This window comes from Streptomyces sp. NPDC127098 (genome assembly GCF_042722465.1).
Taxonomy (GTDB): Bacteria; Actinomycetota; Actinomycetes; order Streptomycetales; family Streptomycetaceae; genus Streptomyces; species Streptomyces millisiae.
Genome location: NZ_JBHXFJ010000004.1, coordinates 23,712 through 46,510, shown reverse-complemented (window position 1 = coordinate 46,510; position 22,799 = coordinate 23,712). Strand labels below are relative to the sequence as shown.

The 22,799-nt window shown below is 75.3% G+C and carries 18 protein-coding genes; 7 read left to right on the top strand and 11 right to left on the bottom strand.

What is annotated here, in order from left to right:
• Nucleotides 1-35: 35 nt before the first annotated feature.
• The gene (locus ACFWI8_RS04350; protein WP_387085455.1) at nucleotides 36-3,014 is read left to right on the top strand and encodes a BTAD domain-containing putative transcriptional regulator; all 2,979 of its coding nucleotides are present in this window, start codon (nucleotides 36-38) and stop codon (nucleotides 3,012-3,014) included.
• Here the strand turns inward: ACFWI8_RS04350 and ACFWI8_RS04345 are convergent.
• From ACFWI8_RS04345 to ACFWI8_RS04335, 3 genes are all read right to left on the bottom strand, one after another.
• Nucleotides 2,983-4,212, bottom strand: coding sequence for a hypothetical protein (locus tag ACFWI8_RS04345; RefSeq protein WP_387085452.1), 1,230 nt, complete (start codon nucleotides 4,210-4,212; stop codon nucleotides 2,983-2,985). The genes ACFWI8_RS04350 and ACFWI8_RS04345 overlap by 32 nt on opposite strands.
• Nucleotides 4,209-5,300 carry a HesA/MoeB/ThiF family protein gene (locus ACFWI8_RS04340; protein ID WP_387085449.1) on the bottom strand — a complete coding sequence of 364 codons (1,092 nt, stop codon included), beginning with the start codon at nucleotides 5,298-5,300 and terminating at the stop codon, nucleotides 4,209-4,211. The genes ACFWI8_RS04345 and ACFWI8_RS04340 overlap by 4 nt, the downstream gene beginning before the upstream one ends.
• Nucleotides 5,301-6,083: 783 nt before the next feature.
• Nucleotides 6,084-8,531: a PQQ-binding-like beta-propeller repeat protein gene (locus ACFWI8_RS04335; RefSeq protein WP_387085446.1), complete on the bottom strand. Its 2,448-nt coding sequence runs from the start codon at nucleotides 8,529-8,531 to the stop codon at nucleotides 6,084-6,086.
• A gap of 219 nt (nucleotides 8,532-8,750) precedes the next feature.
• Here ACFWI8_RS04335 and ACFWI8_RS04330 point away from each other — a divergent pair, with 219 nt between their 5' ends.
• Complete coding sequence (locus tag ACFWI8_RS04330) at nucleotides 8,751-9,404, top strand: TetR family transcriptional regulator (protein ID WP_387085443.1); 654 nt, start codon at nucleotides 8,751-8,753, stop codon at nucleotides 9,402-9,404.
• Between the two features lie 126 nt (nucleotides 9,405-9,530).
• Nucleotides 9,531-10,688 carry a flavin-containing monooxygenase gene (locus tag ACFWI8_RS04325; RefSeq protein ID WP_387085440.1) on the top strand — a complete coding sequence of 386 codons (1,158 nt, stop codon included), beginning with the start codon at nucleotides 9,531-9,533 and terminating at the stop codon, nucleotides 10,686-10,688.
• A gap of 180 nt (nucleotides 10,689-10,868) precedes the next feature.
• Here ACFWI8_RS04325 and ACFWI8_RS04320 read toward each other — a convergent pair whose 3' ends face one another.
• Together ACFWI8_RS04320 and ACFWI8_RS04315 are read right to left on the bottom strand one after the other, a co-directional pair.
• Nucleotides 10,869-11,342, bottom strand: coding sequence for an ATP-binding protein (locus ACFWI8_RS04320; RefSeq protein WP_387085437.1), 474 nt, complete (start codon nucleotides 11,340-11,342; stop codon nucleotides 10,869-10,871).
• 186 nt (nucleotides 11,343-11,528) lie between these two features.
• Entirely contained in the window at nucleotides 11,529-11,891 is a 363-nt protein-coding gene (locus ACFWI8_RS04315; RefSeq protein ID WP_387085434.1) for an STAS domain-containing protein, read from the bottom strand.
• A gap of 304 nt (nucleotides 11,892-12,195) precedes the next feature.
• Here ACFWI8_RS04315 and ACFWI8_RS04310 point away from each other — a divergent pair, with 304 nt between their 5' ends.
• A complete protein-coding gene (locus tag ACFWI8_RS04310; protein ID WP_387085431.1) occupies nucleotides 12,196-12,774 on the top strand; it encodes an RNA polymerase sigma factor in 579 nt (192 codons plus the stop codon).
• A gap of 140 nt (nucleotides 12,775-12,914) precedes the next feature.
• Complete coding sequence (locus tag ACFWI8_RS04305) at nucleotides 12,915-14,075, top strand: zf-HC2 domain-containing protein (RefSeq protein ID WP_387085428.1); 1,161 nt, start codon at nucleotides 12,915-12,917, stop codon at nucleotides 14,073-14,075.
• A gap of 21 nt (nucleotides 14,076-14,096) precedes the next feature.
• On the opposite strand, the gene purU is transcribed toward ACFWI8_RS04305, so the two are convergent.
• The 4 genes from purU to ACFWI8_RS04285 all read right to left on the bottom strand — a co-directional run bounded on the left by purU (nucleotide 14,097) and on the right by ACFWI8_RS04285 (nucleotide 18,778).
• Nucleotides 14,097-14,981 (bottom strand): formyltetrahydrofolate deformylase, encoded by an 885-nt coding sequence (gene purU / locus ACFWI8_RS04300; RefSeq protein WP_311600219.1) that lies wholly within the window; start codon nucleotides 14,979-14,981, stop codon nucleotides 14,097-14,099.
• Nucleotides 14,982-15,024: 43 nt separating this feature from the next.
• Nucleotides 15,025-15,471, bottom strand: coding sequence for a hypothetical protein (locus tag ACFWI8_RS04295; protein WP_387085424.1), 447 nt, complete (start codon nucleotides 15,469-15,471; stop codon nucleotides 15,025-15,027).
• A 65-nt stretch (nucleotides 15,472-15,536) separates the two neighbouring features.
• On the bottom strand, nucleotides 15,537-17,228 hold the full coding sequence (locus ACFWI8_RS04290; RefSeq protein ID WP_387085421.1) for a hypothetical protein: 1,692 nt from the start codon (nucleotides 17,226-17,228) through the stop codon (nucleotides 15,537-15,539).
• A gap of 98 nt (nucleotides 17,229-17,326) precedes the next feature.
• The gene (locus ACFWI8_RS04285) at nucleotides 17,327-18,778 is read right to left on the bottom strand and encodes a transcriptional regulator (protein ID WP_387085419.1); all 1,452 of its coding nucleotides are present in this window, start codon (nucleotides 18,776-18,778) and stop codon (nucleotides 17,327-17,329) included.
• A gap of 245 nt (nucleotides 18,779-19,023) precedes the next feature.
• Here ACFWI8_RS04285 and ACFWI8_RS04280 point away from each other — a divergent pair, with 245 nt between their 5' ends.
• The gene (locus tag ACFWI8_RS04280) at nucleotides 19,024-19,656 is read left to right on the top strand and encodes a bifunctional DNA primase/polymerase (RefSeq protein ID WP_387085416.1); all 633 of its coding nucleotides are present in this window, start codon (nucleotides 19,024-19,026) and stop codon (nucleotides 19,654-19,656) included.
• 505 nt (nucleotides 19,657-20,161) lie between these two features.
• On the opposite strand, the gene ACFWI8_RS04275 is transcribed toward ACFWI8_RS04280, so the two are convergent.
• A complete protein-coding gene (locus ACFWI8_RS04275; RefSeq protein ID WP_387085413.1) occupies nucleotides 20,162-21,028 on the bottom strand; it encodes an alpha/beta fold hydrolase in 867 nt (288 codons plus the stop codon).
• Nucleotides 21,029-21,183: 155 nt separating this feature from the next.
• Nucleotides 21,184-21,876 carry a metal-dependent transcriptional regulator gene (locus ACFWI8_RS04270; RefSeq protein WP_311600206.1) on the bottom strand — a complete coding sequence of 231 codons (693 nt, stop codon included), beginning with the start codon at nucleotides 21,874-21,876 and terminating at the stop codon, nucleotides 21,184-21,186.
• 134 nt (nucleotides 21,877-22,010) lie between these two features.
• Here ACFWI8_RS04270 and ACFWI8_RS04265 point away from each other — a divergent pair, with 134 nt between their 5' ends.
• Nucleotides 22,011-22,790: an SIS domain-containing protein gene (locus tag ACFWI8_RS04265; protein WP_387085409.1), complete on the top strand. Its 780-nt coding sequence runs from the start codon at nucleotides 22,011-22,013 to the stop codon at nucleotides 22,788-22,790.
• The last annotated feature ends 9 nt before the right edge of the window (nucleotides 22,791-22,799 follow it).

Below are 22,799 nucleotides of genomic sequence, written 5' to 3'. Positions count from 1 at the left end.
GCCATCGGCACCGGCCGCGGCGCGAAGGGGAAATCGTGAACGGCAACGGGGACGGCATCGGGGACGGCCTTGAGTTTCGGCTCCTGGGGCCCGTCGGGGTCTGGTATCGCGGCCAGCGGCTCGGCCCGGCCACCGCGCAGCAGCGGACGGTGCTGGCCGCCCTGCTGCTCGATCCGGGCCGGGTGGTGGCCGTCGACCGGCTGGTGACGGCGCTGTGGGGGGCGACGCCGCCGGCCACCGCGCGGAACTCGCTGCAGGGCACCGTGTCCCGGCTGCGGCGGGTGCTCGGGCAGTTCCCGCAGGTCGAGTTGGCCACCTCGGTGCGCGGCTACACGCTGCGGGTCGAGGCCGAGGCGATCGACCTGCACCGCTTCCGCCGCCAGGTGCGGCAGGCACGCGGCACCGACGTCCAGGCCGCCGACGCGGCCGAGTCGTTGCGCGCCGCGCTTGCGCTGTGGCGGGGCGGGCCGCCGCTGGTGGACGTCGCCGGCGCGTGGCTGCCGGAGGCGATCGCGCCCGGCCTCGAGGAGGAGCGGCTGGCCGCCGTGGAGATGCTGGCGGTGGCCGACCTGGCGCTCGGCCGCGACGCGGCGGTGGCCGCCGAGCTCTCCCCGCTGCTGGCGGAACACCCGCTGCGGGAGCGACTGGTGTGCCTGCTGATGGTGGCCCTGCACCGGGCCGGGCAGCGGGCCGAGGCGTTGGAGGTGTTCCGGCGGGTGCGCCGCAGGTTCGCCGACGACCTGGGCATCGAGCCGGGTGACGAGCTGCAACGCCTGCACCAGGCGATCCTCGCCGACCGGGAAACCACCTGGCCGGCCACCGCCCCGCGCACCGAGCAGGCCCCGGTGGCCACCCGGGCGGTGCCCCGGGTGCCGCGCCAACTTCCGCCCGACACCGAGACGTTCATCGGCCGGGAGGCCGAGCTTGCCGCGCTCGACGCCCTGTTGCCGCCACGGGACGCGGCGGCCGGCCGGGCCGTCGGCACGCCGGTGGGCGTGATCGCCGGCACCGGCGGCGTCGGCAAGACCGCGCTCGCGGTGCGCTGGGCGCACCGGTCGAGGGACCACTTCCCCGACGGCCAGCTCTACGTGAACCTGCTCGGCTTCGGTCCCACCCGGCTGGCCAGGCCGCCGGCCGAGGCGGTACGGCTCTTCCTCGACGCGCTGGACGTGCCGACGCAGCGGATCCCGGCCTCCGTCGACGCCCAGGTCGGGCTCTACCGCAGCCTCCTCGCCGACCGCCGCATGCTGATCCTGCTGGACAACGCGCTCGACTCCGACCAGGTGCGGCCGCTGCTCCCCAACTCCCCCGGCTGCGTGGTGCTGGTGACCAGCCGCGCCGAGCTCACCGGCCTCGCGGCGGCCGAGGGGGCGCGCACCCTGCCGCTCGGGCTGCTCGCCGACACCGACGCCCGGGAGCTGCTGGTGCGGCGCCTCGGCCAGGACAAGGTCTCGGCCGAGCGGGACGCCGTCGACGACATCGTGGCCCGCTGCGCCGGGCTGCCCCTGGCGTTGGCGATCGTGGCGGCCAGGGCGGGCGCGCGCCCCGGGTTCCCGCTGCACGCGCTCACCTCGGGCCTCGACGACGGCTCGGGCACCGGGGAGTGGGACACCCCGGGCCCGCTCGGCCCCTCGGGAGCGCTCGACCCACTCGGCTCGATCGGCTCGCTCGACGTCTTCGACGGCGGCGACTCGGGCGCCAGCGTCCGCACCGTGTTCTCCTGGTCCTACCAGGCGCTGAGCGAGGACGCCGCCCGGCTCTTCCGGCTGCTCGGGCTCACCCAGGTCCCGGAGATCTCCGTGGCGGGGGCCGCCAGCCTGGCCGGCATCACGCCGCGCGCCGCGCACCAGCTGCTGTCGGAGCTGGCCAGGGCGCACCTGGCGTGGGAGCGGACACCGGGCCGCTACGGCTGGCACGACCTGCTGTGGGCCTACGCGGAGGAGCTGACGCAGGAGTTGGACAGCGCCGACGAGCGGCGGGCGGCGCTCCACCGGCTCCTCGACTACTACCTGCACAGCGCCAGCCTCGGCGACCAGCAGCTCGACCCCTACCACCGGGTGCCCGTCGAACTCCCGCCCCCGAGACCCGGGGTGACCGTGCCGCCGATCACCACCGTCGCCCACGCGGTGCGCTGGTTCCTCGCCGAGCACCAGGCGTTGCTGATCGCCGTCCGGCAGGCGGCGCGCGGCGGCTTCGACACCCACGCCTGGCAACTCGCCTGCGCCAGCCGGGGGTTCCTCTCCCAACACGGCTACTCGCAGGCGCAGGCCGCCACCCACCGGATCGCGCTGGACGCGGCCCGCCGGCTCGGCGACCCGCGGGCGCTCGCGCACGCCGAGATCGGCCTGGTGCACGCGTTGATCAGGCTCGGCGAGGCGAGCGGGTGCGAGGAGCGCCTGGAGGCGGCCTACCGGCTGTTCGGCGCGGCCGAGGACCCCGTCGGGCAGGCGGTGACCCACATCTACCGCAGCCTGCTGCGCGACCGGGAAGGCGACTACGCGGCCGGGGTCCACCACAACGAGCAGGCCCTGCTCCTCTACCGGCGCGCGGAACACCGGGGCGGCGAGGGCCGGGCGATGAACAACGTGGGCTGGTTCCAGGCCCAGTTGGGCAAGTACCGGGAGGCACTGGCCAGCTGTCAGGCGGCGCTGGCGATCCACCGCGAACTCGACGACGGGCCCGGGGAGTCGGCCACCCTGGACAGCCTGGGCTACATCCACCACCGGCTCGGCCACTACGAGCAGGCCGTCGACCACTACCAGCGCTCGCTCGACCGGCGCGGCGACTGGGAACCGGCGCTCGCCGGCCGCACCCTGGGGCGGCTCGGCGCGGCACAGCTGTCGACCGGCCGGCTGACCGAGGGCCGGGAGACACTGCGGCGAGCCCTGACCCTGCTGGAGGACCTGGCGCCGGGCGACGCGGACGAGGTCCGCGCCGCCCTCGCCGGGCTCGACGCCGAGCAGCGGTCGGGCGGCCCGGCGGCTACCCGGCGGGCGTCGGCCGGCGGCCGGTGAGCCGGCGCACCAACTCCCAGGCCGCCAGGCCGATCGCGAACGCCTCCGCGCCGAGCAACAGCCCCGCGCACAGCAGGCTGTACCAGAACCGGCCCGACAGCGGGCCCTCGGCCAGCCCGTCGGCCGCCCAGACCAGGTACTCGACGAACATCGGCACCAGCAGCGAGAACCAGGCGGTCACCCCGAGGAGGCCGACCAGCCACAGCCAGCGGAACCAGCGCCCCACCCGCAGATCGGCCTCGGACGCCTCCGCCAACTCGGCGGCCTGCTCGGGTGAGAGCCGCCCGAACGCGCGGCGCAGCAGCAGCGACTTGACCCGCCACAGGTTGTGGCAGCCGAGCGCGTTGACCAGCACCGCGTAGAGGTCGGTGCGCAGGAAGACCATGGACTGCCAGAGCATCTGGACGACCTTCGCGAACACCCAGGCGGCGAGCAGCGAGTCGACCGTGCCGGGGGGCGCCCAGGCGCCGGTGTCGATGGCGAGCCGGCCGGCGAGCAGCACGGCGAGCAGCACCGAGTCGACGGCGAGGCCGCCGAGCAGCGGGCCGTAGCGCTGCCGGCGCGGCACCGTCCACAGCTGGGTCAGGTCGGTCTCGAACACCAGCATGATCGTGCGGCGGTCGATGCCGAACCGGGTCTGGATGCCGAGCGCCCGCGCGGCCAACCAGTGGCCGCACTCGTGGCTGGCCGCCGCGAACCACACGAACGGCACCCAGGCCAGCGCGCTGACGCCGATGTCGTCGAAGACGAAGGCGTCCTCGCCCGGATGTGGCAGCAGCCCGGGCCGGGCCACGAACACGCCGATCGCGAAGAGCAGACAGGCGGCGTAACAGGCCCACGCCACAGGCCCGAAGAACGGGCGGACGGTCTCCGGCCGGATGGCCGTCATCCAACGCCGCGCCTGGATCGGCGCGTTCTTCGCCGGCTCCGGCGCCGCGTCCGCCTCGTCCTCGCCCGCGAGGAAGCCGAGCTCCCCCAAGGTCTCGACGAACGACGGGATGTTCACCGGCTGGCCGGCGAACGCCTCGGCCTCGGCGGCCACCTCGTCCAGGGTCGCGCCGCGCTGCAGGGCGGCGATCACCACGCCGCCGACCGCGGGGATGGTCACGAACGTGCCGGTGGCCGGGTCCCCGACGAGTACCTCGTCGTCGCCCTCGGGCACCACGCTCAGCGGCCGAAGCCGCACCGTCGTCGTCATGGGCGCCGGCCCCTCGCCAGCGCGCACACGGCGCAGTCGGGGTCGGCGACGAACGGCTGCCACTCGGGGACCAGGCCCTCGCGGAGGTCGAGCACCACCCGCCCGCCGGCGGCACGCGGAGGCTCGAAGCCGGTCAGGTGCCGCTTGGCCTCGAACGCCACCAGCGAGCCGATCAGCGTGGCCATCGGCCCGGTGAGGGGGTTGCTCAGCTCGATCTTCTCGGCGAGCCGCAGGGCGGTGCCGGCCGAGCTGTCCGGGTCCGGGCGGTCGGCGGCGTCACAGGCCAGGCAGGGGGTGCGGCCCGGGATCACCGACTGGTACATGATCTGCGACGGCGTTCCGCCACCGCCCACGAACGGCACACCCGCCCGCGCCGCCGCCTCGTTCACCCACAGACCGGCGTCCGGATGCCCGTCGACGCCGCCGGCGATCAGGTCCACGCCCTCGGCCAGGTCGGCGAGGTCCGCGGCACTCGTGATCCAGCGCTCCACGGCCCGCACCTCGATCGTCGGGTCGTACTCGCGCACCCACTCGGCGGCCCGCTCGGGCTTGGACCGGCCGATGTCCCGGTGCCGGTAGAGGAACTGGCGGGCGAAGTTCCTCGGCTCGACGTGATCGCGGTCCACCAGGGTCAGCCGGCCGACGCCCAGGCCCGCCAGGCACTGCACCAACGCGGAACCGCCACCCCCGACCCCGAGCACCAGCACGTGCGCGGCGCGCAGCCGCCGCACGAACTCGGCCCGCGGCCGGTCAAGACCCGCGTAGGCGCCGAAGAACGACAGGTTGGAGAAGTGCCGCGCGTCCACGGCCGCGTCCCCCGTCCACCGGCCGTCGGCGTCCTCCACCAGGCCGAGGGCGTCGAGTCCGGTCAGGCCCTGGGCCACCTCGGACTCGCTCAGGACGTGCCCGTGCCTGGCCAACGCGACGCTCAACTCGGCCGCGGTCCGCGGCCCCCGGCTCAACTCCCCGAGCAGCGCGGCGATCTGCCCCTCCGGGTCGCTGAGCGTGATCGCCTCACGGGCGTCGGCGACCACGACGATGTCGTCGCCCACCGTCTCCCACACGCATTCCTTCAGGACGACTCGCATCGTCTCCCCTGTCCGTGCCGTTCTCTCACGAAAGGCCGCGGGGAGGGTGAGCGCCACGGCCAGGCGCCCACCCTCCCCACGAAGGCCGTCAGTTGACGGTGGCTCAGGTGGCCGGGTTCTGCGTCGCCTTGACGGCCTCGACCTTCTTGACCTTGATCTCCATCGCACTGCCTCCTTCTCGAGGGGGAAACGGCCCGGGTACCCGCCCGGCGTGAGCCGGAGGTGAGAACCGCTGCGGCATAGCCTGCGAGGCCGCGCTGATACGCGGCTGACACGCCGCTGATTCGCTGAGCGCCGCGCCTACGCGGCCGGCGCCCCACGCGGGGTTCCCCCCCACCCGCCCTTCGTTCCGCGCTCCGCGCGGGGTGGCGCTGCGCGGCGGCCACGCCGCCGGGGTTCCCCCCACCCACCCGCCCTGTTTCGCGCTGCACGCGGATGAGCGGCTGCGCCGCCCGGGTGCGGCGCTCCACGCAGGCTTTCACCCGACCGCCCGCCCTTTCCGCGCTCCGCGCGGTGGCGGCCGCAGGGCCGGGCCCGCGGTGGCGCTTCGCGCCGGGGGTTCCCCCACCCGCCCGCCCTTTCCCGCGCTGCGCGCGGTGCACGGCCCGGCAGGGCCGTGGGCCCGCGGCGGCTTCGCCGCCGGGCCATGCGGCCCTGCTGCGCGAGGCCACCCGCCAAGGGCGGGTGGGTGGGCGCGGCGCCGGCCGGCGGGCCACCGCTTCCGCACAGCGCGCAGCGAAACCGCGGGTGGGTGGGCGCGGCCCCGCGCAGCGGCGCCGCTTGCTACGCCTGCGCCTGCCGCGTGCCGCGGGCCGCGTCGAGGGCGTAGACGCAGTGGTCCTTGCTGCACGCGAAGACCATGCCGTCCGACGCCGCCGGTGTCCCGGTGATCGCGCCGCCGGTCTCCAGCTTCCAGCTGAGGCGGCCGCTGACCGCGTCCAGCGTGTACAGGCAGTGGTCCTCGGAGCCGAAGTGCAGGCGGCCGCCGCTCACCACCGGGGAGCCGACGATCGCGGCGCCGGCCGCGAAGCGCCAGCGTGGGGTGCCGCTCACCGCGTCCAGCGTGTACATCGCCGAGCCGCTGCCCAGGTGGACCAGGCCGTCGGCGACCAGCACCGGGTCGGTGCCGGCGCGGGCCTCCGTGGCGATGCGCCAGCGGTCGTCGCCGGTGGTGACGTCGAGCGCGTAGACCGTGCCGAGGTAGTCCGCGAAGTAGATGCCGGCCGCCCGGCTGCGCGGCGACTCGTACGTCGGTGGGCAGAGGATCGCCGCCGGGGCGTCGAAGCGCCACCGCTCGGCGCCGGTGCCCGCGTCGAGGGCCAGCACGCGGGAGCCGGCGCTGACGTACACCACGCCGTCGTCCGTGGGGGCGACGCGGACCGGGACGCCGCCCGTCACCGAGGTGTCGCCCACGGGGTGCCGCCACAGCTCGGCGCCCGTGCGCGCCTCCAGGGCGTAGAGCAGGCCCTCGCCCCACAGGTAGACCACGCCGCCGTGCACGACGGGCGCGGTGTCCTGGGTCTCGAAGTCGGTCTGGGCGCCGGAGAGCTCCCACAGCTGCTCGCCGTTGGCCGCCTCCCAGGCCTGGACGCCGCCGCCCCTGGTGGCGGTGACCACGGTGCCGCGGTCGGCGCGCAGGGCGTAGATCCAGCCGTCGATCGCGATCCGCCAGCGGTCGGTGCCGTCCGTGGCGTCCAGCGCGTAGAGGCTCGGGCCGTCCGAGGCGAGCACCCGGCCGCCGCTGACGGCCATCGACCAGGCGACCTCGCGGGTCTTGAACTGGCGCCGGCCGCTGGCCACGTCGAGCGCGTGTACCTCGAAGGAGGTGACGTAGAGGAGGCCGTCGCGGACGACGGGCGAGCCCCACAGGTCGTTGTTCATCCGGAACCGCCACGGCCGCCAGCGGGCCGGGGCCTGCGCCTGGGCTGGCGGGGCCACGGCCGGGGCGCCGGTGACCTGCTGGCCCGGGTGGGCGGTGCGGGGGCTGGCCATGGGGGCCGCCGGGGCGGCCGTGGGCGGGCGGGCCCAGTCGGGCGAGTGCGGCACCAGGTGGTCGTCGGGTCCCGCGGGCTCACCGCGCTGCGGTCCCGGGCCGATCGGGACCCGGGCGCCCGGCAGCCGCACCGGGTCGTCGGTCGGCGCGGGGGCCGGCGGTGGCGGGGCGGCCGCGACGGGGGGCCCGGCGGGCGGCGGGGTCGGCGGCGAGGACGGCATGGGCGGCGGCGCGGTCGGCATCGGCGGCGGGGTGAGGCCGGGCACCGGGACCGGCGCCGAGGGCGAGACCGACGGCGGTGGCGGGGAGGGGGACGGGGACGGCGCCGCCGGCACCGCCGCCGGCGCCCGGCCTCTGCGCGCTTCGATCAGCGCCACCGCGGCCGGCGGCAGCCAGGCCGAGGCGCTGCCGCCGTCGTCGCTGGCGGCGAAGAGGTGGGGGGCGAGCTCGGCCTGGAGGTCGGCCGGGGTCGGCCGCTCATCCGGCTTGTGCGCCATCAGCGACTCGATCATCGGCCGCAGCTCGTCGGGCAGCCCCGACAGGTCGGGTCGCTCCCGCAGCAGCATGAACACCGTCTCCACCGGGTTCGCCCCGTGGTAGGGCGGGTGTCCGGTGGCGGCGAAGACCAGGGTCGAGGCCAGCGAGAACACGTCGCTGGCGCCGCTGACGCTGCGCGAGTCCCGCGCCTGCTCGGGCGACATGTAGGCGGGGGTGCCGACCGCCACGTTGGTCATGGTCAGGCGGGTGTTGGAGACGCCGGAGGCGATGCCGAAGTCGATCACCCGGGGGCCGTCCTCGACGACCAGCACGTTGGACGGCTTCATGTCCCGGTGCACCAGGCCGGCGCCGTGGATGGACTGCAGCGCCTCGGCGATGCCGGCCGCGAGCCAGCGCACCGCGGGCACCGGCAGCGGCCCGCACTGACTGACGATCTCCTCCAGGGAGGGGGCCGGCACGTAGGCGGTGGCCAGCCAGGGCACGGCGGCCCGCGGGTCGGCGTCGACCACGGCGGCCGTGTAGAAGCCGGAGACGGCGCGCGCCGCCTCCACCTCACGCGTGAAGCGGACCCGGAACAACTGGTCCTCGGCGAGCTCGCTGCGCACCGTCTTGATGGCCACCCGCCGCCCGGACGCCGACCGGGCCAGGTACACCAGGCCCATGCCTCCGGCGCCCAGCCGGCCGAGCACCTCGAACGGCCCGATCCGCCGCGGATCGTGCTGCGTCAGCTGCTCCACCACGTGCCTGACACCTCCCCGTCCGGGCTCCGCTTCGCCGCCCTACGCAGCATCTCATTGCCCACCGACACCTGCGGACCTCCGGGACGATTCTTCCCTCAGCGGGAGGCCGTGGCGAACCCGGGGTCGGGAATGAGCTTTCTGTCATGAAACATCCGGAGCCGCCCCCCATTCGGCGGCGATCAAATCGCGCCGTGATCGCGCGTAGATAAGCTGACTTGCATGACAGGACAGGTAACGACCGTCGACGGCCGGGTCGCCGGCCGCAGAGGTCAGGCAACGCGGCAGAAGCTCCTCGACTGCCTGGGCAAGATGCTGGGGAGCTCCCCCTACCGAGACGTCAAGGTGATCGACGTAGCACGCAAAGCGGGCACGTCACCGGCCACTTTCTACCAGTACTTCCCGGATGTCGAGGCCGCGGTCCTGGAGATCGCCGAGGAGACGCTGCGCGAGAGCGCCGCCCTCGCCGAGCTCGTCGAGGGCCGCTCCTGGGCCGGCAAGGCCGGCTGGCAGACGGCGGAGGACCTGGTGGACGGCTTCCTCGCCTTCTGGCGCAAACACGACGCCATCCTGCGCGTCATCGATCTGGGCGCGGCGGAGGGCGACCGGCGATTCGTCCGGATCAGGACCCGGGTGCAGGGAGCGGTCGTGAAGCCGCTCACCGACTCCATCGACGAGCTGCGCACGCGCGGGCGCGCGGCGGACGGAGGCGCGCCCCCCGTGGCCGTCGCCGGCTCGCTCGTCACCATGCTGGCCGCTGTCTCCTCGCAGCCCAAGAGCCTCCAGTCGCTCGGCGCCAAGCAGGCCGACCTGCGTCCCGCGCTGGCGCTGCTCGTCTACCTCGGCGTCACGGGCCGCAAGCCGACCACCAAGTAGCGACGACGCCCCGGGGCGCCGCCGCCCGGCCCCTGTCACCGGGCCGGCACGCCCCCACGCGCGCCGCCGCGTCCGGCGCCGCGCACCCTCTGTCAGCTGTCGGACCGGCTGCGTATGCTCGACGCCATGCCGCAGCCGCCCCGTGAACCGGGCCAGAACACCACCCCCGTGTACGTCATAGGCGCAGGTCCAGGCGGCCTCGCCGTCGCCGCCGCGCTCGGCCGCCGCGGGGTGCGCACCGTCGTCGTCGACAAGGCGGACGCCGTCGGTTCGTCCTGGCGCGGCCACTACGACCGGCTCCGGCTGCACACCACCCGCCGCTGGTCCTCGCTCCCCGGCCTGCGCATCCCGCGCTCCGCCGGCCGCTGGGTCCCCAGGGAGGCGTTCGTCCGCTACCTGGAGCAGTACGCGCACCACCACCGGATCGACCTGGCGCACGGCGTCGAGGTCTCCCACATATCCCGCGCCGCGGACGGCGCCGGATGGGTCCTGGAGGCCAACGGCGGCCGCCTGCTGCGCGCCCCGGCCGTGGTCGTCGCCACCGGCTACAACCACACCCCCCGGCTGCCCGACTGGCCCGGCATGGAGGGCTTCCCCGGCCAGCTGCTGCACGCCGCCGACTACCGCGACCCGGCGCCGTTCGCCGGCAAGGACGTCCTGGTCGTCGGCGTCGGCAACACCGGCGCCGAGATAGCCGCCGACCTCGCCCTCGGCGGCGCGGGCCAGGTCAGGCTCGCGGTGCGGACCGCGCCGCACATCATGCGCCGCTCCACCCTCGGCTGGCCGAGCCAGGCCAGCGCGATCCTGGTGCGGCGACTCCCGGTCCGGCTCGTCGACGTGCTGGCCAGGCCGGTCGAGCGCACCGTCCCCGACCTCAGCCGGCACGGGCTGCCGCGCCCCACCACCGGCCTCTACTCGCGGGTGCGCGAGGGCGCCATCCCGGTGCAGGACGTCGGCCTGGTCAAGGCGGTGCGGAAGGGCCTGGTGCGGCCGGTCGCCGCCGTGTCCTCGTTCGACGGCGCCAAGGTGACGCTGGCGGACGGCGCGACCATCACCCCCGAGGTGGTGATCGCCGCCACCGGGTACCGGCGCGGCCTGGAGCCGCTCGTCGGCCACCTCGGGCTCCTCGACGGCAGAGGCAGACCGCTGGTGCACGGTAGACAGAACCACCCGGCGGCGCCCGGGCTCTACTTCACCGGATTCACCAACCCCATCAGCGGGATGCTCCGCGAGATCGCCAGGGACGCCGAGAAGATCGCCGCCGCCATCGCCCGGCGGCGCTGAGCGCCCCTCCCCCGCGCGGAGGAGGGGGCCCAACCGGTGATCCGTACTCGCCGAGGTCCACCCGCGACCGGGCCGACGACCTCGACGTCCCCTCGCAACGCATCACCCCAATCCGCCAGATCCCGCCTCCGAGGGATCCGCCGGAACCCTTCCTCAGGGTGATCAAGCCAGCACGGCTCGTCAATACCTGGCCGGAACCTTCCGTTCCCCTCGCGGCTCGCGGCGCCGCTCCCCACCACCCGGCGCGCGCCGGGCCGGCGGGCACGTCAGCTCACACCAGACCCGCTTGCCCGCCCCCTCCTCCTGCCACCCCCAGCGGTCGGCCAGCAACTCCACGAGCTCCAGGCCGCGGCCGCCCGTGTCCTCCCCCGCCGCGCGCCGCGGCCGCGGGGCGCGCGCGCTGTCGTCCACCACCTCGAGCCGGACCGAGTCGGGCTCCCGCACGGCGAGCCGCAGCAGCGCCGGCCGGCCCGTGTGCACCACGGCGTTGGTGACCAGCTCGGACACCAGCAGCACCAGCGTGTCGGTCTGCGACTCGTCGGGACAGGCCGGACAGGACTGCCCCCGGCCCAGCTGCGCACGCACCCACCTTCGGGCGCGCCCCACCTCGGAGGGCTCGGGGGCGACCTCCAGTTGTTCGTCCAGCTCCTGCACCGTTCACACCATCCGAACCGGCGGACCATTCGCCTTCACCGGGACACAACCCCGGCTGCGCTCAGCATGATTGACGGGCGAGTCGGACAACAAGCGCTTGAGGAATAATCCGGCGCAAAGGAGTAAGGCCGTGGCGAACTGTACGATCCCTGAATCGTTACGAGTTCGAACAGAAGGAAGGCGGGCCTACGCCGTCAGCGGGGCGTCGGCGTCCCCCACCGCGGCGTCCAGGTCCGGGTAGCAGTCGAAGAGCCGGCGCACGCCGAGCGCCGCCAGCACCCGGTTCACGTGCGAGCCGTCCTCCGCGCCCCGTGCCGGCAGTATCAGCCTGAGCTCGCCGGCGCACGACCGCATCAACCGGCGCGCCGCCACCAGCACCCCCACCCCGCTCGAGTCGCAGAACAGCACCTCGGACAGGTCGAGCACCAGACGACGCCGCCCGTCGGCGACGGCCTCGTGCACGCGCTGGCGGACGCCAGGCGAGGTCGCCAGGTCGAGCTCGCCGACCACCCGCAGCACGGTCCACTCACCCCGCTGTTCTCCCCGCATTCTCAACGTCACCGCCCGCTGCCCTTCTGTACTCGCCCGCTCACCGTGCCCGGCCACTCCGCGCCCGCTCCTCAGCGCCCTTGCCCACTTTCGGCGGGACCACGCGTCATATGCCGGCACGCATGTGCCGCGAACCAGCCATGTCGGCCACCCGAACGAGGGATGGTCTGACGGGAACCGCGCCCCCGCCCCACGATGTGAGCGCTCTGGGGGCGCGCCCGGACACCACCGCGCACTACATTTGACGCGCGGACGGGCTCGTGAGTTGTTCGCCGACGGACGGGAAGCGGGAAGAGGTTGCCGGATGGCGCACGAGACGCCGCCACAGTGGGACCGCGACATGTGCCAGCGGTTGCGGCGCGGCGAGGCCACCGCTCTCGCCGAGGTCTACGACCGGTTCGCCTCCCTCGCCTACGGCATCGCCCAACGCGTCCTCGACGACGAGGAGTTCACGGCGGGCGTGACCCACGACGTGTTCGCCGGACTCTGGGAGTCCCCGCACGCCTTCGACCCGAGCCGCGGCCCGATGCGGTCCTGGATCGCCGAGGAGGCCCACCGCGTCGCCGTCGACCGGCTGCGCCGCCGCCCCGGCGTCGGCCGTGACCCCGACGAGGTGGCCGCCAAGGTGCGCGCCGCCTCCACCACGGCCCGCGCCGACTACATCGTCACGGCCATGCCGGCGCCGCTGCGGGACGCGCTCGAACTCACCAGGTTCCAGCGGCAGGACTGCGCCCAGACGGCCGCCCGGCTCGGCATCACCGAGGCCGAGGCGCGCCGCCGACTGCGGCTCGGCCTGCAACTGCTCTCCTCCGCCCACCGCTACACCGCCGAAGCGCCGTCGCCCTCGCCCTCGCCCTCGCCCTCGCCCGCGGAGGGCTCGTGACCCCCACCCCCTGGGAGAAGTCCCTGACGCGCGACGGCCGACCGGCTCGCGTACCCTCGCCGCGCGACCGGAGTTCCCCACCCGACGGGCGGGGAACCCCCGCGCCCGTCACCCCGCGGCGAAGGGAGGCGAACGAGACCATGGCGGACCGGCCGGAAGATCCCGGGACCGGCGACCACCAGGAGCTGATGTCGCTGCTCGGCGCCTGGGCGCTGTCCGCCTGCGCGCCGGAGGACACCGAGCGCGTCGAGGCCCACCTCAACGACTGCGGCCGCTGCGCCGAGGAGGCGCTGCGGCTGCGGGACGCCGCCCTGCTGCTCCAGCCGCAGGGCAGCCTCGACCTCGACCCCAAGCTGCGCGCCCGGGTGCTCGACGGCTGCCTCGCCCGCCGGCCCGCGACCCAGCCGGTCCCCGCCTGGGCCGCGCCGCTCGACTCCGAGGCCGCCCGCCTCGACGCGCTGCTGAACGACATCACCGAGGACGAGTGGCGCACCCCCGTGGAGCTGCGCTGGTTCGACGACCACGACGGCTGGCTCGGCAGGACCACCACCGTCTCCGGGGTGCTCGACCACCTGCTCGCCGTGGACGGCCTGTTGGCCCGCGCCGTCGGCCTGCCCGACGTCCTGTCGGACGCCGGTGACGACCCCGTCGCCCGCACCGACGCCCGCTGGGCGGGCGCGCGTCGCGAGGCCGACGCCTGGCGGTCCTGGCGGGAGCAGACCCAGGCACTGGTCCGCGCCGCGGCCGGCACCGGCGGCAGGACCGGCGAACACACCGTGCCCCGCGCCGGGTTCGGCGACCCCGACCGGCTGCCGGGCACCGGCCCGGAACTGCCGCTCTCGGACGCCTACCTGGACCGCGCCTTCGCCTGCTGGGTGCACGCCGACGACATCGCCCGCGCCGTCGAGTACCCCTACGACCCGCCGCTCGGCCCACAGTTGCGGCAGCTGGTCGACCTGGCCGCGCGCCGCCTCCCGCAGAGCATCGCCCGCCGGCGCCGCGCGGGCCTCGCCGTCTCCCAGGCCCGCCTCACCACGGCCGGCACGCCGGGCCGCACCCTCCACCTGGAGGTCGAGGGCCTGGGCGGCGGCCACTTCTACATACCGCTCGACTCGCCCGTGGCCACCGTCTCCCGCACCGCGGCCCGCGAGGCGGTGGCCCACGTGGCACTCGACGACGTGGTCTTCTGCCAGCTCGTGGCCGGCCGCATCACCCCCGACGAGGCCGCCTCTGGCGGCGAGGGCGACCCGCTGGTGATCCGCGACGTGCTGTGCGCGGCGGCCGCGCTGTCCCGGCTGTGAGCCTCAGGAACCGGACAGGGCCTAGTCGAACACCACGGTGCGGCGGCCGTTCAGCAGCACGCGGCGCTCGCTGTGCCACTTGACGGCGCGCGCCAGGGCCTGGCACTCCACGTCCCGCCCGACGGCGACCAGTTGGGACGGGGTGAGGCCGTGGCCGACGCGCTCCACCTCCTGCTCGATGATCGGGCCCTCGTCCAGCTCGGCCGTCACGTAGTGGGCGGTGGCGCCGATCAGTTTCACGCCCCTGGCGTGCGCCTGGTGGTACGGCTTGGCGCCCTTGAAGCTCGGCAGGAAGGAGTGGTGGATGTTGATGATCCGGCCCGGCAGCCGCTTGCACAGGTCGTCGGAGATCACCTGCATGTAGCGGGCGAGCACCACCAGCTCGACCTCCTCGTCCTCGACGATCCGCAGCAGCCGCGCCTCGGCCTCCGCCTTGGTGTCGGCGGTGACCGGAATGTGGTGGAACGGGACGTCGTAGGAGGCGGACAGCTCGGCGAAGTCGGTGTGGTTGGAGACGACGCCCGCGATCTCGATCGGCAGCGCGCCGATCCTGGCGCGGAACAGCAGGTCGTTCAGGCAGTGCCCGAACCTGCTGACCATCAGCAGCACCCGCATCCGCTCGTCGGCCCGGTGCAGCTGCCAGTCCATCCGGAAGGTGTCCCCGACCGCGGCGAAGCTGGCGCGCAGCTTCTCCAGCGTGACCGGCTCGTCGGCCGCGAAGTGCACGCGCATGAAGAAGAGCCCGGTGTCCCGGTCCCCGAACTGCTGGCTGTCCTCGATGTTGCAGCCGGTCATGAAGAGGAAACTGGACACGGCGTGCACGATGCCCGGCTTGTCGGGGCAGGACAGGGTGAGCACGTACTGCGGCCCTGGGGCCGCCGCGGGGGTCGTGGGCGAGGACGTCATGCCGCCAAGCCTGGCACACCGCGGCCGGGGGCCGCTCACCCGCTCAGACGGTGTGCAGGACCGCGCTCAGCTCGTCGAGCGAGCGCGGTGGCGTGTCCGGGTCCTCACCGTCGTTGGCCGCCAGCCTGAGGTGGGCGTCGCGGGCCGCCCGCACCGCCTCGGGCCAGGCGTGGTGCTGTAGGTACCCGGAGGCGGGCGCGTCGGCCCCCACCTGGTGGAGGATCCGTAGGAAGCGCAGCACGGCGACGTCCACCAGCGCGGCCTCCTGGCTGTCCCGGAAGACCGTGCCGACGTACTTCTCGGCCGACCAGTTGTCCAGCCAGGTGTCCTCGACCAGCCGGTAGACGGCGTCCGTCACGTCCCCGTATCCGGGCACGCCGGGGAGCCAGACGCCCTGCTGGAAGGCGGGGTCGGAGAGCATGTGCAGCGCCGAGCGCACGTTCGCGCGCCAACGCCACCAGGGCATGTCGTTGAGCGGCATGCCTGCCATGGTGGATGAGCGGCGGGGCTGACGGGAAGACCTTTCCGAACCTTGCACGGGAAACGATCGTACGGCTACAGCTCGTTCGACGTTCGCTCCGGGAGGCCGTACTGGGTGGCGATGGGGTTCCACAGCTGCGCGGCGCGCTCCTTCGCGGTGGTGGCGCGGCCGCTGGCGGCGTCGCCCTGGTTGGTCCGGTCGGTGCGGCCGGCTCCGCCGCCCCGGCAGACGGCGGGGTCGGTCCTGGCCTCGTCGGCCCAGTACGCGTAGTGGTCGTCGGCCTCGGCGGAGGCCTGCCACGCCTCGGTCAGGGCGGCGGCGAGCGCGGCGCCCTCCGGGAGGGCGTCCAGGGACAGGGTGTTGAGGCGGTCGACGAGGCTGTTGCGCTGGGCGGCGGCGGCGCGCAGGTTGTTCGCGGCGGCGTCCAGGTTGGTGCAGCCGCCGATGTCGGCGACGGCCTGGATGACGGAGTCGCGGCTGGCGCTGCTGTCGGCGAGCAGCGCGGAGAGCGCCTCGGCCTGGGCGCGGGCCTCCGCGTCGGCCTCGGCGCCGGGCTCCGCCCCGGCTTCGGCGTCGGTCGAGGCGTCGGTCGAGGGGTCGCCCTCGGCGGACTGGTTCCCGCCTTCTTCGGTCTCGGCGGTCTGCTCGACCGTCGGCTCCCGCGATTCGTCACCGCCGCCGAGCAGGGCGCCGCCGAGGAGGCCGAGCACGGCGCAGCCGGCGATGACGGCGAGCGCGATGCCGAACGGCTTCCGCCGGTCGCCGCCGGCCTGCGGTGCCGGCGCGGGCGGGTAAGGGTAGCCGCCCGCCGGCGGCGGGCCCTGGGGGGGCCGGGCGGATGCCGCGTGGTCGAACAGGGCGCTGAACTGGCCCTGGGGCTGCGGGGGTTGTGGGGGCGGGGGCGCGGCGTGGCCGGCCGGTCGGCGGGGTCCTGGTCGGACGGCGCGCAGCTGGGTGGTGGCGTCGTCGACGACGGGCCGCCCGAGCCGCGCGGTGGCCTGGTCGGTGGTGGCGGCGGGCACGGGCGGCATGAGCGTGGTGGCGGCCTCGCTCGCCGCGCTGCCCTGGCCGGGCGGCACCGGCGGAATCAACTGCGTGGGCGCCTCGCCGGCGTTCGCCGGCACCGGCGGGATGAGCTGGGTGGCGGCCTCGTCGCCGGCGTTCGCCGGCACCGGCGGGATGACCTGCGTCGGCGCGGCGTCGGCGCCGCCGCCGGCCGGGACGGGCGGGATCAGCTGGGTCGGGGCCTCGTTGTCGCCGGCCGAGGGCCTGACCTGAGGGCTGAGCTGGGTCGCCGCCTGGTCGAGACGGGCGGGGGCCGGCGGCGCGGGCGGGGTCGACGGCCGCTCGGGCGTCGCGTGTCTGGGGAGGGCGGGTCCCGGCGGGCCGGCCGGCACGACCGGGCTGAGCTGGGTCGGGGCGTGTTCCGGGCCGCCGGCGGCGGGCGGCGGCGTCGCCGGCCGCTCCGGCGTGCCGTGCTGCGGGAGGGCCCGTATCTGGGCGGTGACCTCGACGGCCGGGATCGCGGCCGTGTCCTCACCACCGCCGGGTGCCGCGGGCGGCACCGGCGGCACCGGCGGCGCCGACATCGCGGGGCGCGGCGGCTCGCCGGTCGCGCCCGGCTGCCCCGGGCCCCACGGCTGGCCCCACGGCTGGCCCGCCGAGGGGGCGGCCGAGGCGGGGGTGGGCGGCCAGGGGTCGCTGTTCGCCGGGGGCAATATCACGCCCTCACGGGCCTCGTCGTCCCGTCCGCTGTGGGTGGTCACCAGGCTCCTCGCTCGTTCCAGGCCGATTCGCCGGGCCACGCTACCGGCTCCCGAGGAGAGTCGTCGCGCCGTGGCCCGGTCGTCAAGTCAGCGCTGGCTCAAGGCGACTGCCAGCGCGCCGCGAACTCCCGCACCCGCGGCTCGGCCCGGTGCGGTTCGAGGCGGGCCCTGAAGTCAGCGAAGTACTCGGAGCCACGCCCGGAACGCAGTCCGTGCAGCAGGGTGCCGGCCTCGTCCGCGGTCTGGCAGGCGTGTTCGATATCACCCTCCTGCAGCTGGCCGGTGGCCAGCAGCAGCAGGCCGACCGCGCGGCGTCGCGCCCGGCCGGGCGGGTGGCCGGCCAGCGCCTCGGTGGCGCGCTGCTGGGTGGCCCGACCCTGGCCCAGGTCCCGGTGGCAGTGGGCGAGTTCGTCGGCGAGGTAGGCGGCGTCGAAGTGGGCGACCCAGGCCAGTTCCTCGCCCGACGCGTCGTCCGCCCGCTCGAACGCGGCCAGCGCGCCGGCGGCCGCCCGGCGACAGCTCTCGCGGTCGCCGAGCTGTGCGTGGCCGCGGGCCTCGGCGGCCAGGAACAGCGCCTCGGCCCTGGGGGTGATCCGGCCGCGGGTGCCCTCCTGGGCGGCCCTGGCCAGCTGGATCACCTCGCGCGGGTTGCCGAGCTCGGCGGCGAGATGGCTCATTCCCGCCGCCAGCACGTAGCCGCCGAAGCCCCGGTCGCCGGCCGCCTGGGCGAGCCGCAGCGCCTGGATGTAGTAGCGCTGGGCGAGCCCGGGGAGGCCGGTGTCGATGGCCATGTAGCCGGCCAGCTCGGTGAGCCTGGCGGCGGCCCCGAACAGCTCGCGGCCCACCGCCTCCCGGTAGGAGCCGCCGAGCAGCCCCGCGACGACGCTGTTGAGGTAGTGCACGACGACCGGCCTGACGTGCCCCGCGCCCCACCGCCGGTCCAGGTCGATCAGGGCGGCCGTGGTGGCCAGCACGGCCTCCACGTCGGCGGTGCCGACGCGTGGCCCCGAGGCGCGGGCCACCTCGGTGTCGGCCGGGGTGATGAGCCAGTCCCGGCTCGGCTCCACCAGCGCGGACGGCGCGACCTGGGCGCCGCCGGCCGCGTGGGGCCCGGTGGCGCCGACGGTCTCACGGCGCACCACGTCGGAGCGCCACAGCTCGGCGGCCTGGTCGACGCTCTCGGCGAGCCCCGCGGCGAAGTGCAGGCCGACGGCCGAGGTGAGCTGGCGGGACGCGCCCATCCCGATCTCGTCCACGGTGACCGCGCGGCCGAGCTTGCGGCCGATGGCGTCGGCGATGATCTCGGGGGCGCGGCCGCGCGGCTGTTGACCGCGGATCCAGCGCGCCACGGACGTCTTGTCGTAGCGGAAGTCGAGGCCGCGTTCGGCGGCGCACATGTTGACGCGGCGGGCGAGGCCCGCGTTCGAGCAGCCGGCCTCGCGGATCAGGGCCAGCAGTCTCTCGTTCGGCTGGCGGGCGGGTGGTACGCCCTGGTGGCGCCTTCCGGTCGTTGCCGGGGGGAGAAAACTCGCGGACGGTCTGGCAGTCATCACCGGCTCCCTTGCTGACGGGCTGCCCGGGGAGATCCCGGCACATCACTGCCCGTACAGCCCCGGCTCCATCCCGTATGCCCCTCCGGATGCACCGATGCGCCCCGCGTGCGGGACCGCCGGAACACGCCAGTCGCGCGCCGGGCCGTAACCCATCCGGAGCAACGGGCGTTGGTGCGGGCGTGGATAAGCCCATCGGAGTCTCCCCGCGAGCCACCAGACCGACTGTGTCCCCCCTGTCCTCGATGTCCCCGACCCTGACCGTCCCACGTGCCGAATCGCTGCTCGAGCACGCCGTCCGCTACACCGACGAGCGCCGCTGGGACGTCCTGCCCGGCGCGTGGCTGGAGACGAGCCGCGGCAGGATCGGCTGTTCGTGCGCCGTTCCCGGGTGCCGCGCGCCCGGCGCACACCCCACGCGCCCCGATTGGACCGCGCAGGCGACGGGAAGTGTGGCCGCCGCCCGCCGGCTGTGGACGGAGGAGCCACGCGCGGCGATCCTGCTGCCGACCGGCCGCTCGTTCGACGCGCTCGAGGTCTCGGAGACGGCGGGCTGCCTGGCGCTCGCCAGGATGGAGCGGATGGGCGCGGCACTCGGTCCCGTGACGCAGACGCCGTTCGGTCGGATGCAGTTCCTCGTGGCGCCGGGGGGCGCGCCCAAGGTCCCGGGGCTGCTGCGGCAGTTGGGCTGGGCCGCGGTGGCTCCTGAGTTGACGGTGCGGGGCGAGGGTGACTTCGTGGTCGCGCCGCCGACCCGGGTCGGGGCACGCGGCTCGGTCCAGTGGGTACGCCCCCCGAACTCGGCCAACCGGTGGCTGCCGGACGTCGAGGACCTCCTGGCCCCCCTGGCCTACGCCTGCGGCCAGGAACCACGCTGACGTACGCGTCCCGCCGCGTAGCGGCGGGGGGAAGCCACCGAAACGGTACGGCCGGCCCGGGGCCCGGGCCCGGCGCACCGCCGCTGACGCGGCGGACGACGGGCGCCCGCCAGCGGGCCGGGTCGCGCCGACGCTCCACCGCGCCCTCGCGGAGCGCGCCGCCGGGCGGGCGCCAGGCGGGCCGGCATCCCCGCCGCGCCGCCGCGGGTGCACCGGTACTCTCCGGCCATGCCCGGCCCACCGCCGGACGACGAGCGGGCCACGCTCCCGAGCTCTGCGCCGGGTCCGGCACGCCCGCCAGGGCGCCGTGAGCCGCCGCCAGGCGGAACCGGCGGCGCGCGGTTTGGCGCGGTGAGCCGCCGGCACGGCCAAGCGCAGCGGCCACGCAGCCGGGCCGCCCCCGAACCGCCCATCCGCTCAACGCGGCGAGCCACCGCACAACGGCAACCAACCGCGCCCGCCGCCAGGCGGAGCGCGGCGTGGCCGAGCTCGGGCCGGCGAGGCCCTACGCGGAGCGTAGGGGTGCCGTCTCGGTGAGGAACGGTTCGACGATGGCGCGCCATTCGTGGGGGCGTTCGAGGTGGGCGAGGTGGCCGGCGTCGGGGATGTCGGCGTAGCGGCCGGCGGGGAGGACGCGGACCATCTCCTGGGCCTCGGCGCGGCCGAGCACGCCGTCCACGCCGCGGATCACCAGCGTCGGGCAGCCGACGCCGGCCAGTTCGTCCCAGTGGGCGTCGTGGGCGAAGCCCTCCCTGGCGGCCAGCATCTGGCGGCGGGAGAAGACCGGCCGCCAGCCGTCGGCGCGCTTGGCCATCACGGCCGCGAAGAACTCGCCGCGGGCGGGGCTCGGGTGGTCGAGCGAGGGGTCCTCCTCGCCGAACCAGCGTCTGGCGGCGGCCCGGCTCGGGAAGGGCAGCGGCCAGGAGGAGAGCCAGCCGCGCAGCTCCCGCTGGGAGACCGCGCCGAGCGCGGCGGCCCGCATGTCGCAGATGACGAGGGCCCGCACCAGGTCGGGACGGCGGGCCGCGAGGCGCCACGCGATCAGCGCGCCCATGGCGTGGCCGACCAGCGCCACCCGGCCGAGGCCGAGGCGTTCGACCACCGCCTCGACGTCCGCCACGAAGACGTCCCGGTCCAGCGGCCAGCTGCCCGGCTTCTCGCTCCGGCCGTGGCCGCGCTGGTCGAGGGCCACCACCCGGTAGCGGCGGGAGAGCCAGCGCGCGGCCGACGCCCAGTGCTCGGCCCGGCCCATCAGGCCGTGCAGCAGCACCACGGCGGGCCGCTCCTCAGCGGCCGGGTCGCCGCCCTCGGTGAACTCCCAGGCCGCGAGACGTACGCCGCCGTGCCCCATCACGTCCACGCACCGCGCCATGACCTCCGTCCCTTCCTCCGGCCTCGGGTGACCGAACGACCGAAGACCACGATATCGAATACGAGTTCGAAAGCCGTGTGAGATAAGTGACCGATACGAAGGGCCCGCCCCGGAGAGCTCTCACTCCTCCGGGACGGGCCCGCGCCGCCCGGGTGTCACCCCTTGGCGACGAACACGTGCATCGCGACGTGGTGTGCCAGCTCGGCGGACTCGCCGCCGCTGCCGACCTGGACGGACCCGCCGGAGCCCGCCGTGACACTGACCGAGGCACCCGGCTGCACGCCGGCTCGCCGCAGCGTGTGCATGACCTGCGCGTCCGTCTGGATCGGCTCGCCGATCCGGCGGACCACCACCGTCTTCCCGCCGTCCGAGTCCAGCTCGGAGAGGGCGACCATGCCCTCGGAGAGGAACGGGTCGGCCTCGCCGGCCTCGCCGAGCTCGGCGAGCGCCGGGATCGGGTTGCCGTAGGGCGACTCGGTCGGGTGGTTCAACAGCTTGAGGACCCGCCGCTCGACGGCCTCGCTCATCACGTGCTCCCAGCGACACGCCTCGGCGTGCACGTGCTCCCACTCCAGGCCGATGACGTCGACCAGCAGGCACTCGGCGAGCCGGTGCTTGCGCATCACCCGCTGGGCGAGGCGCCGCCCCTCGGCCGTCAGCTCCAGGTGCCGGTCGCCGGCGATGGTGAGCAGGCCGTCCCGCTCCATCCGCGCCACCGTCTGACTGACGGTCGGACCGCTCTGCTCGAGGCGCTCGGCGATGCGGGCACGCATCGGTACCACCCCCTCCTCCTCCAGCTCCAGGATGGTGCGGAGGTACATCTCGGTGGTGTCGATGAGTCCGGACATAAAGCGCCCCTCGATATCTCGTGCGGTGGCCCTGTGCCAATTCTGACGCACGCCACCGACAACCGGTCCCGTTCGACCGCGCGAGGTGCGTGCGTCTTGACACCGCTCTGGTCCAGACCATTACGGTGTGGGGCGTGACGGAGAACACCCGCGGCGGCGCCTCCCCCGACGGCCTCGGCAGTCGCTTCCTCGACGCCGCCATCGGGCTGCTGGGCGAGGTGCGCGACCGCGAGGGTGCCGCGATCACCAAGGCCGCGGCCGCGATCGCCGACACCGTCACCGCCGGCGGCCGGCTCTTCGCCTACGGCGCCGGGCACTCCGCGCTCCCCGCCCACGACCTGGTCTACCGGGCCGGCGGCCTGGCCCTGGTCAACCTGCTGACCGTCCCCGGCACCAGCGGCGTCGACGTCTCCCCCGCCACCCTCGGCAGCGCCCTCGAACACGTCGGCGGCCTGGCCACCGCCGCGCTCGACAGCAGCCCGGCCGAGGCCGGCGACCTGCTGATCGTCGTCTCCCTCTCCGGCCGGAACACGCTCCCCGTCGAGATGGCGAGCCACGCCAGGGCCCGCGGCCTCACCGTGATCGGCGCGACCTCCGCGGCCTACGCCGAGCTCACCGAATCCCGTCACCCCTCCGGCACCTTCCTCAGGGACCACTGCGACGTCGTCCTCGACAGCCACGTGCCCTACGGCGACACCACGCTGACCAGCGACGGCGTCGACGCCCCGTTCGCGCCCGCCTCCACCGTCGTCACCTGCGCGCTGCTCCAGGCCGTGGTCGCCGAGGCGGCCGGCCTGCTCGCGGCCCGCGGCACGCAGCCACCGCTGCTGCGCTCGGCCAACGTGGACGGCGGCCGGGAGTGGAACGAGCGGGTCTTCGCCGAACACGCCGACCGCATCCTCTGGCGCCGCTAGCCCACTGGC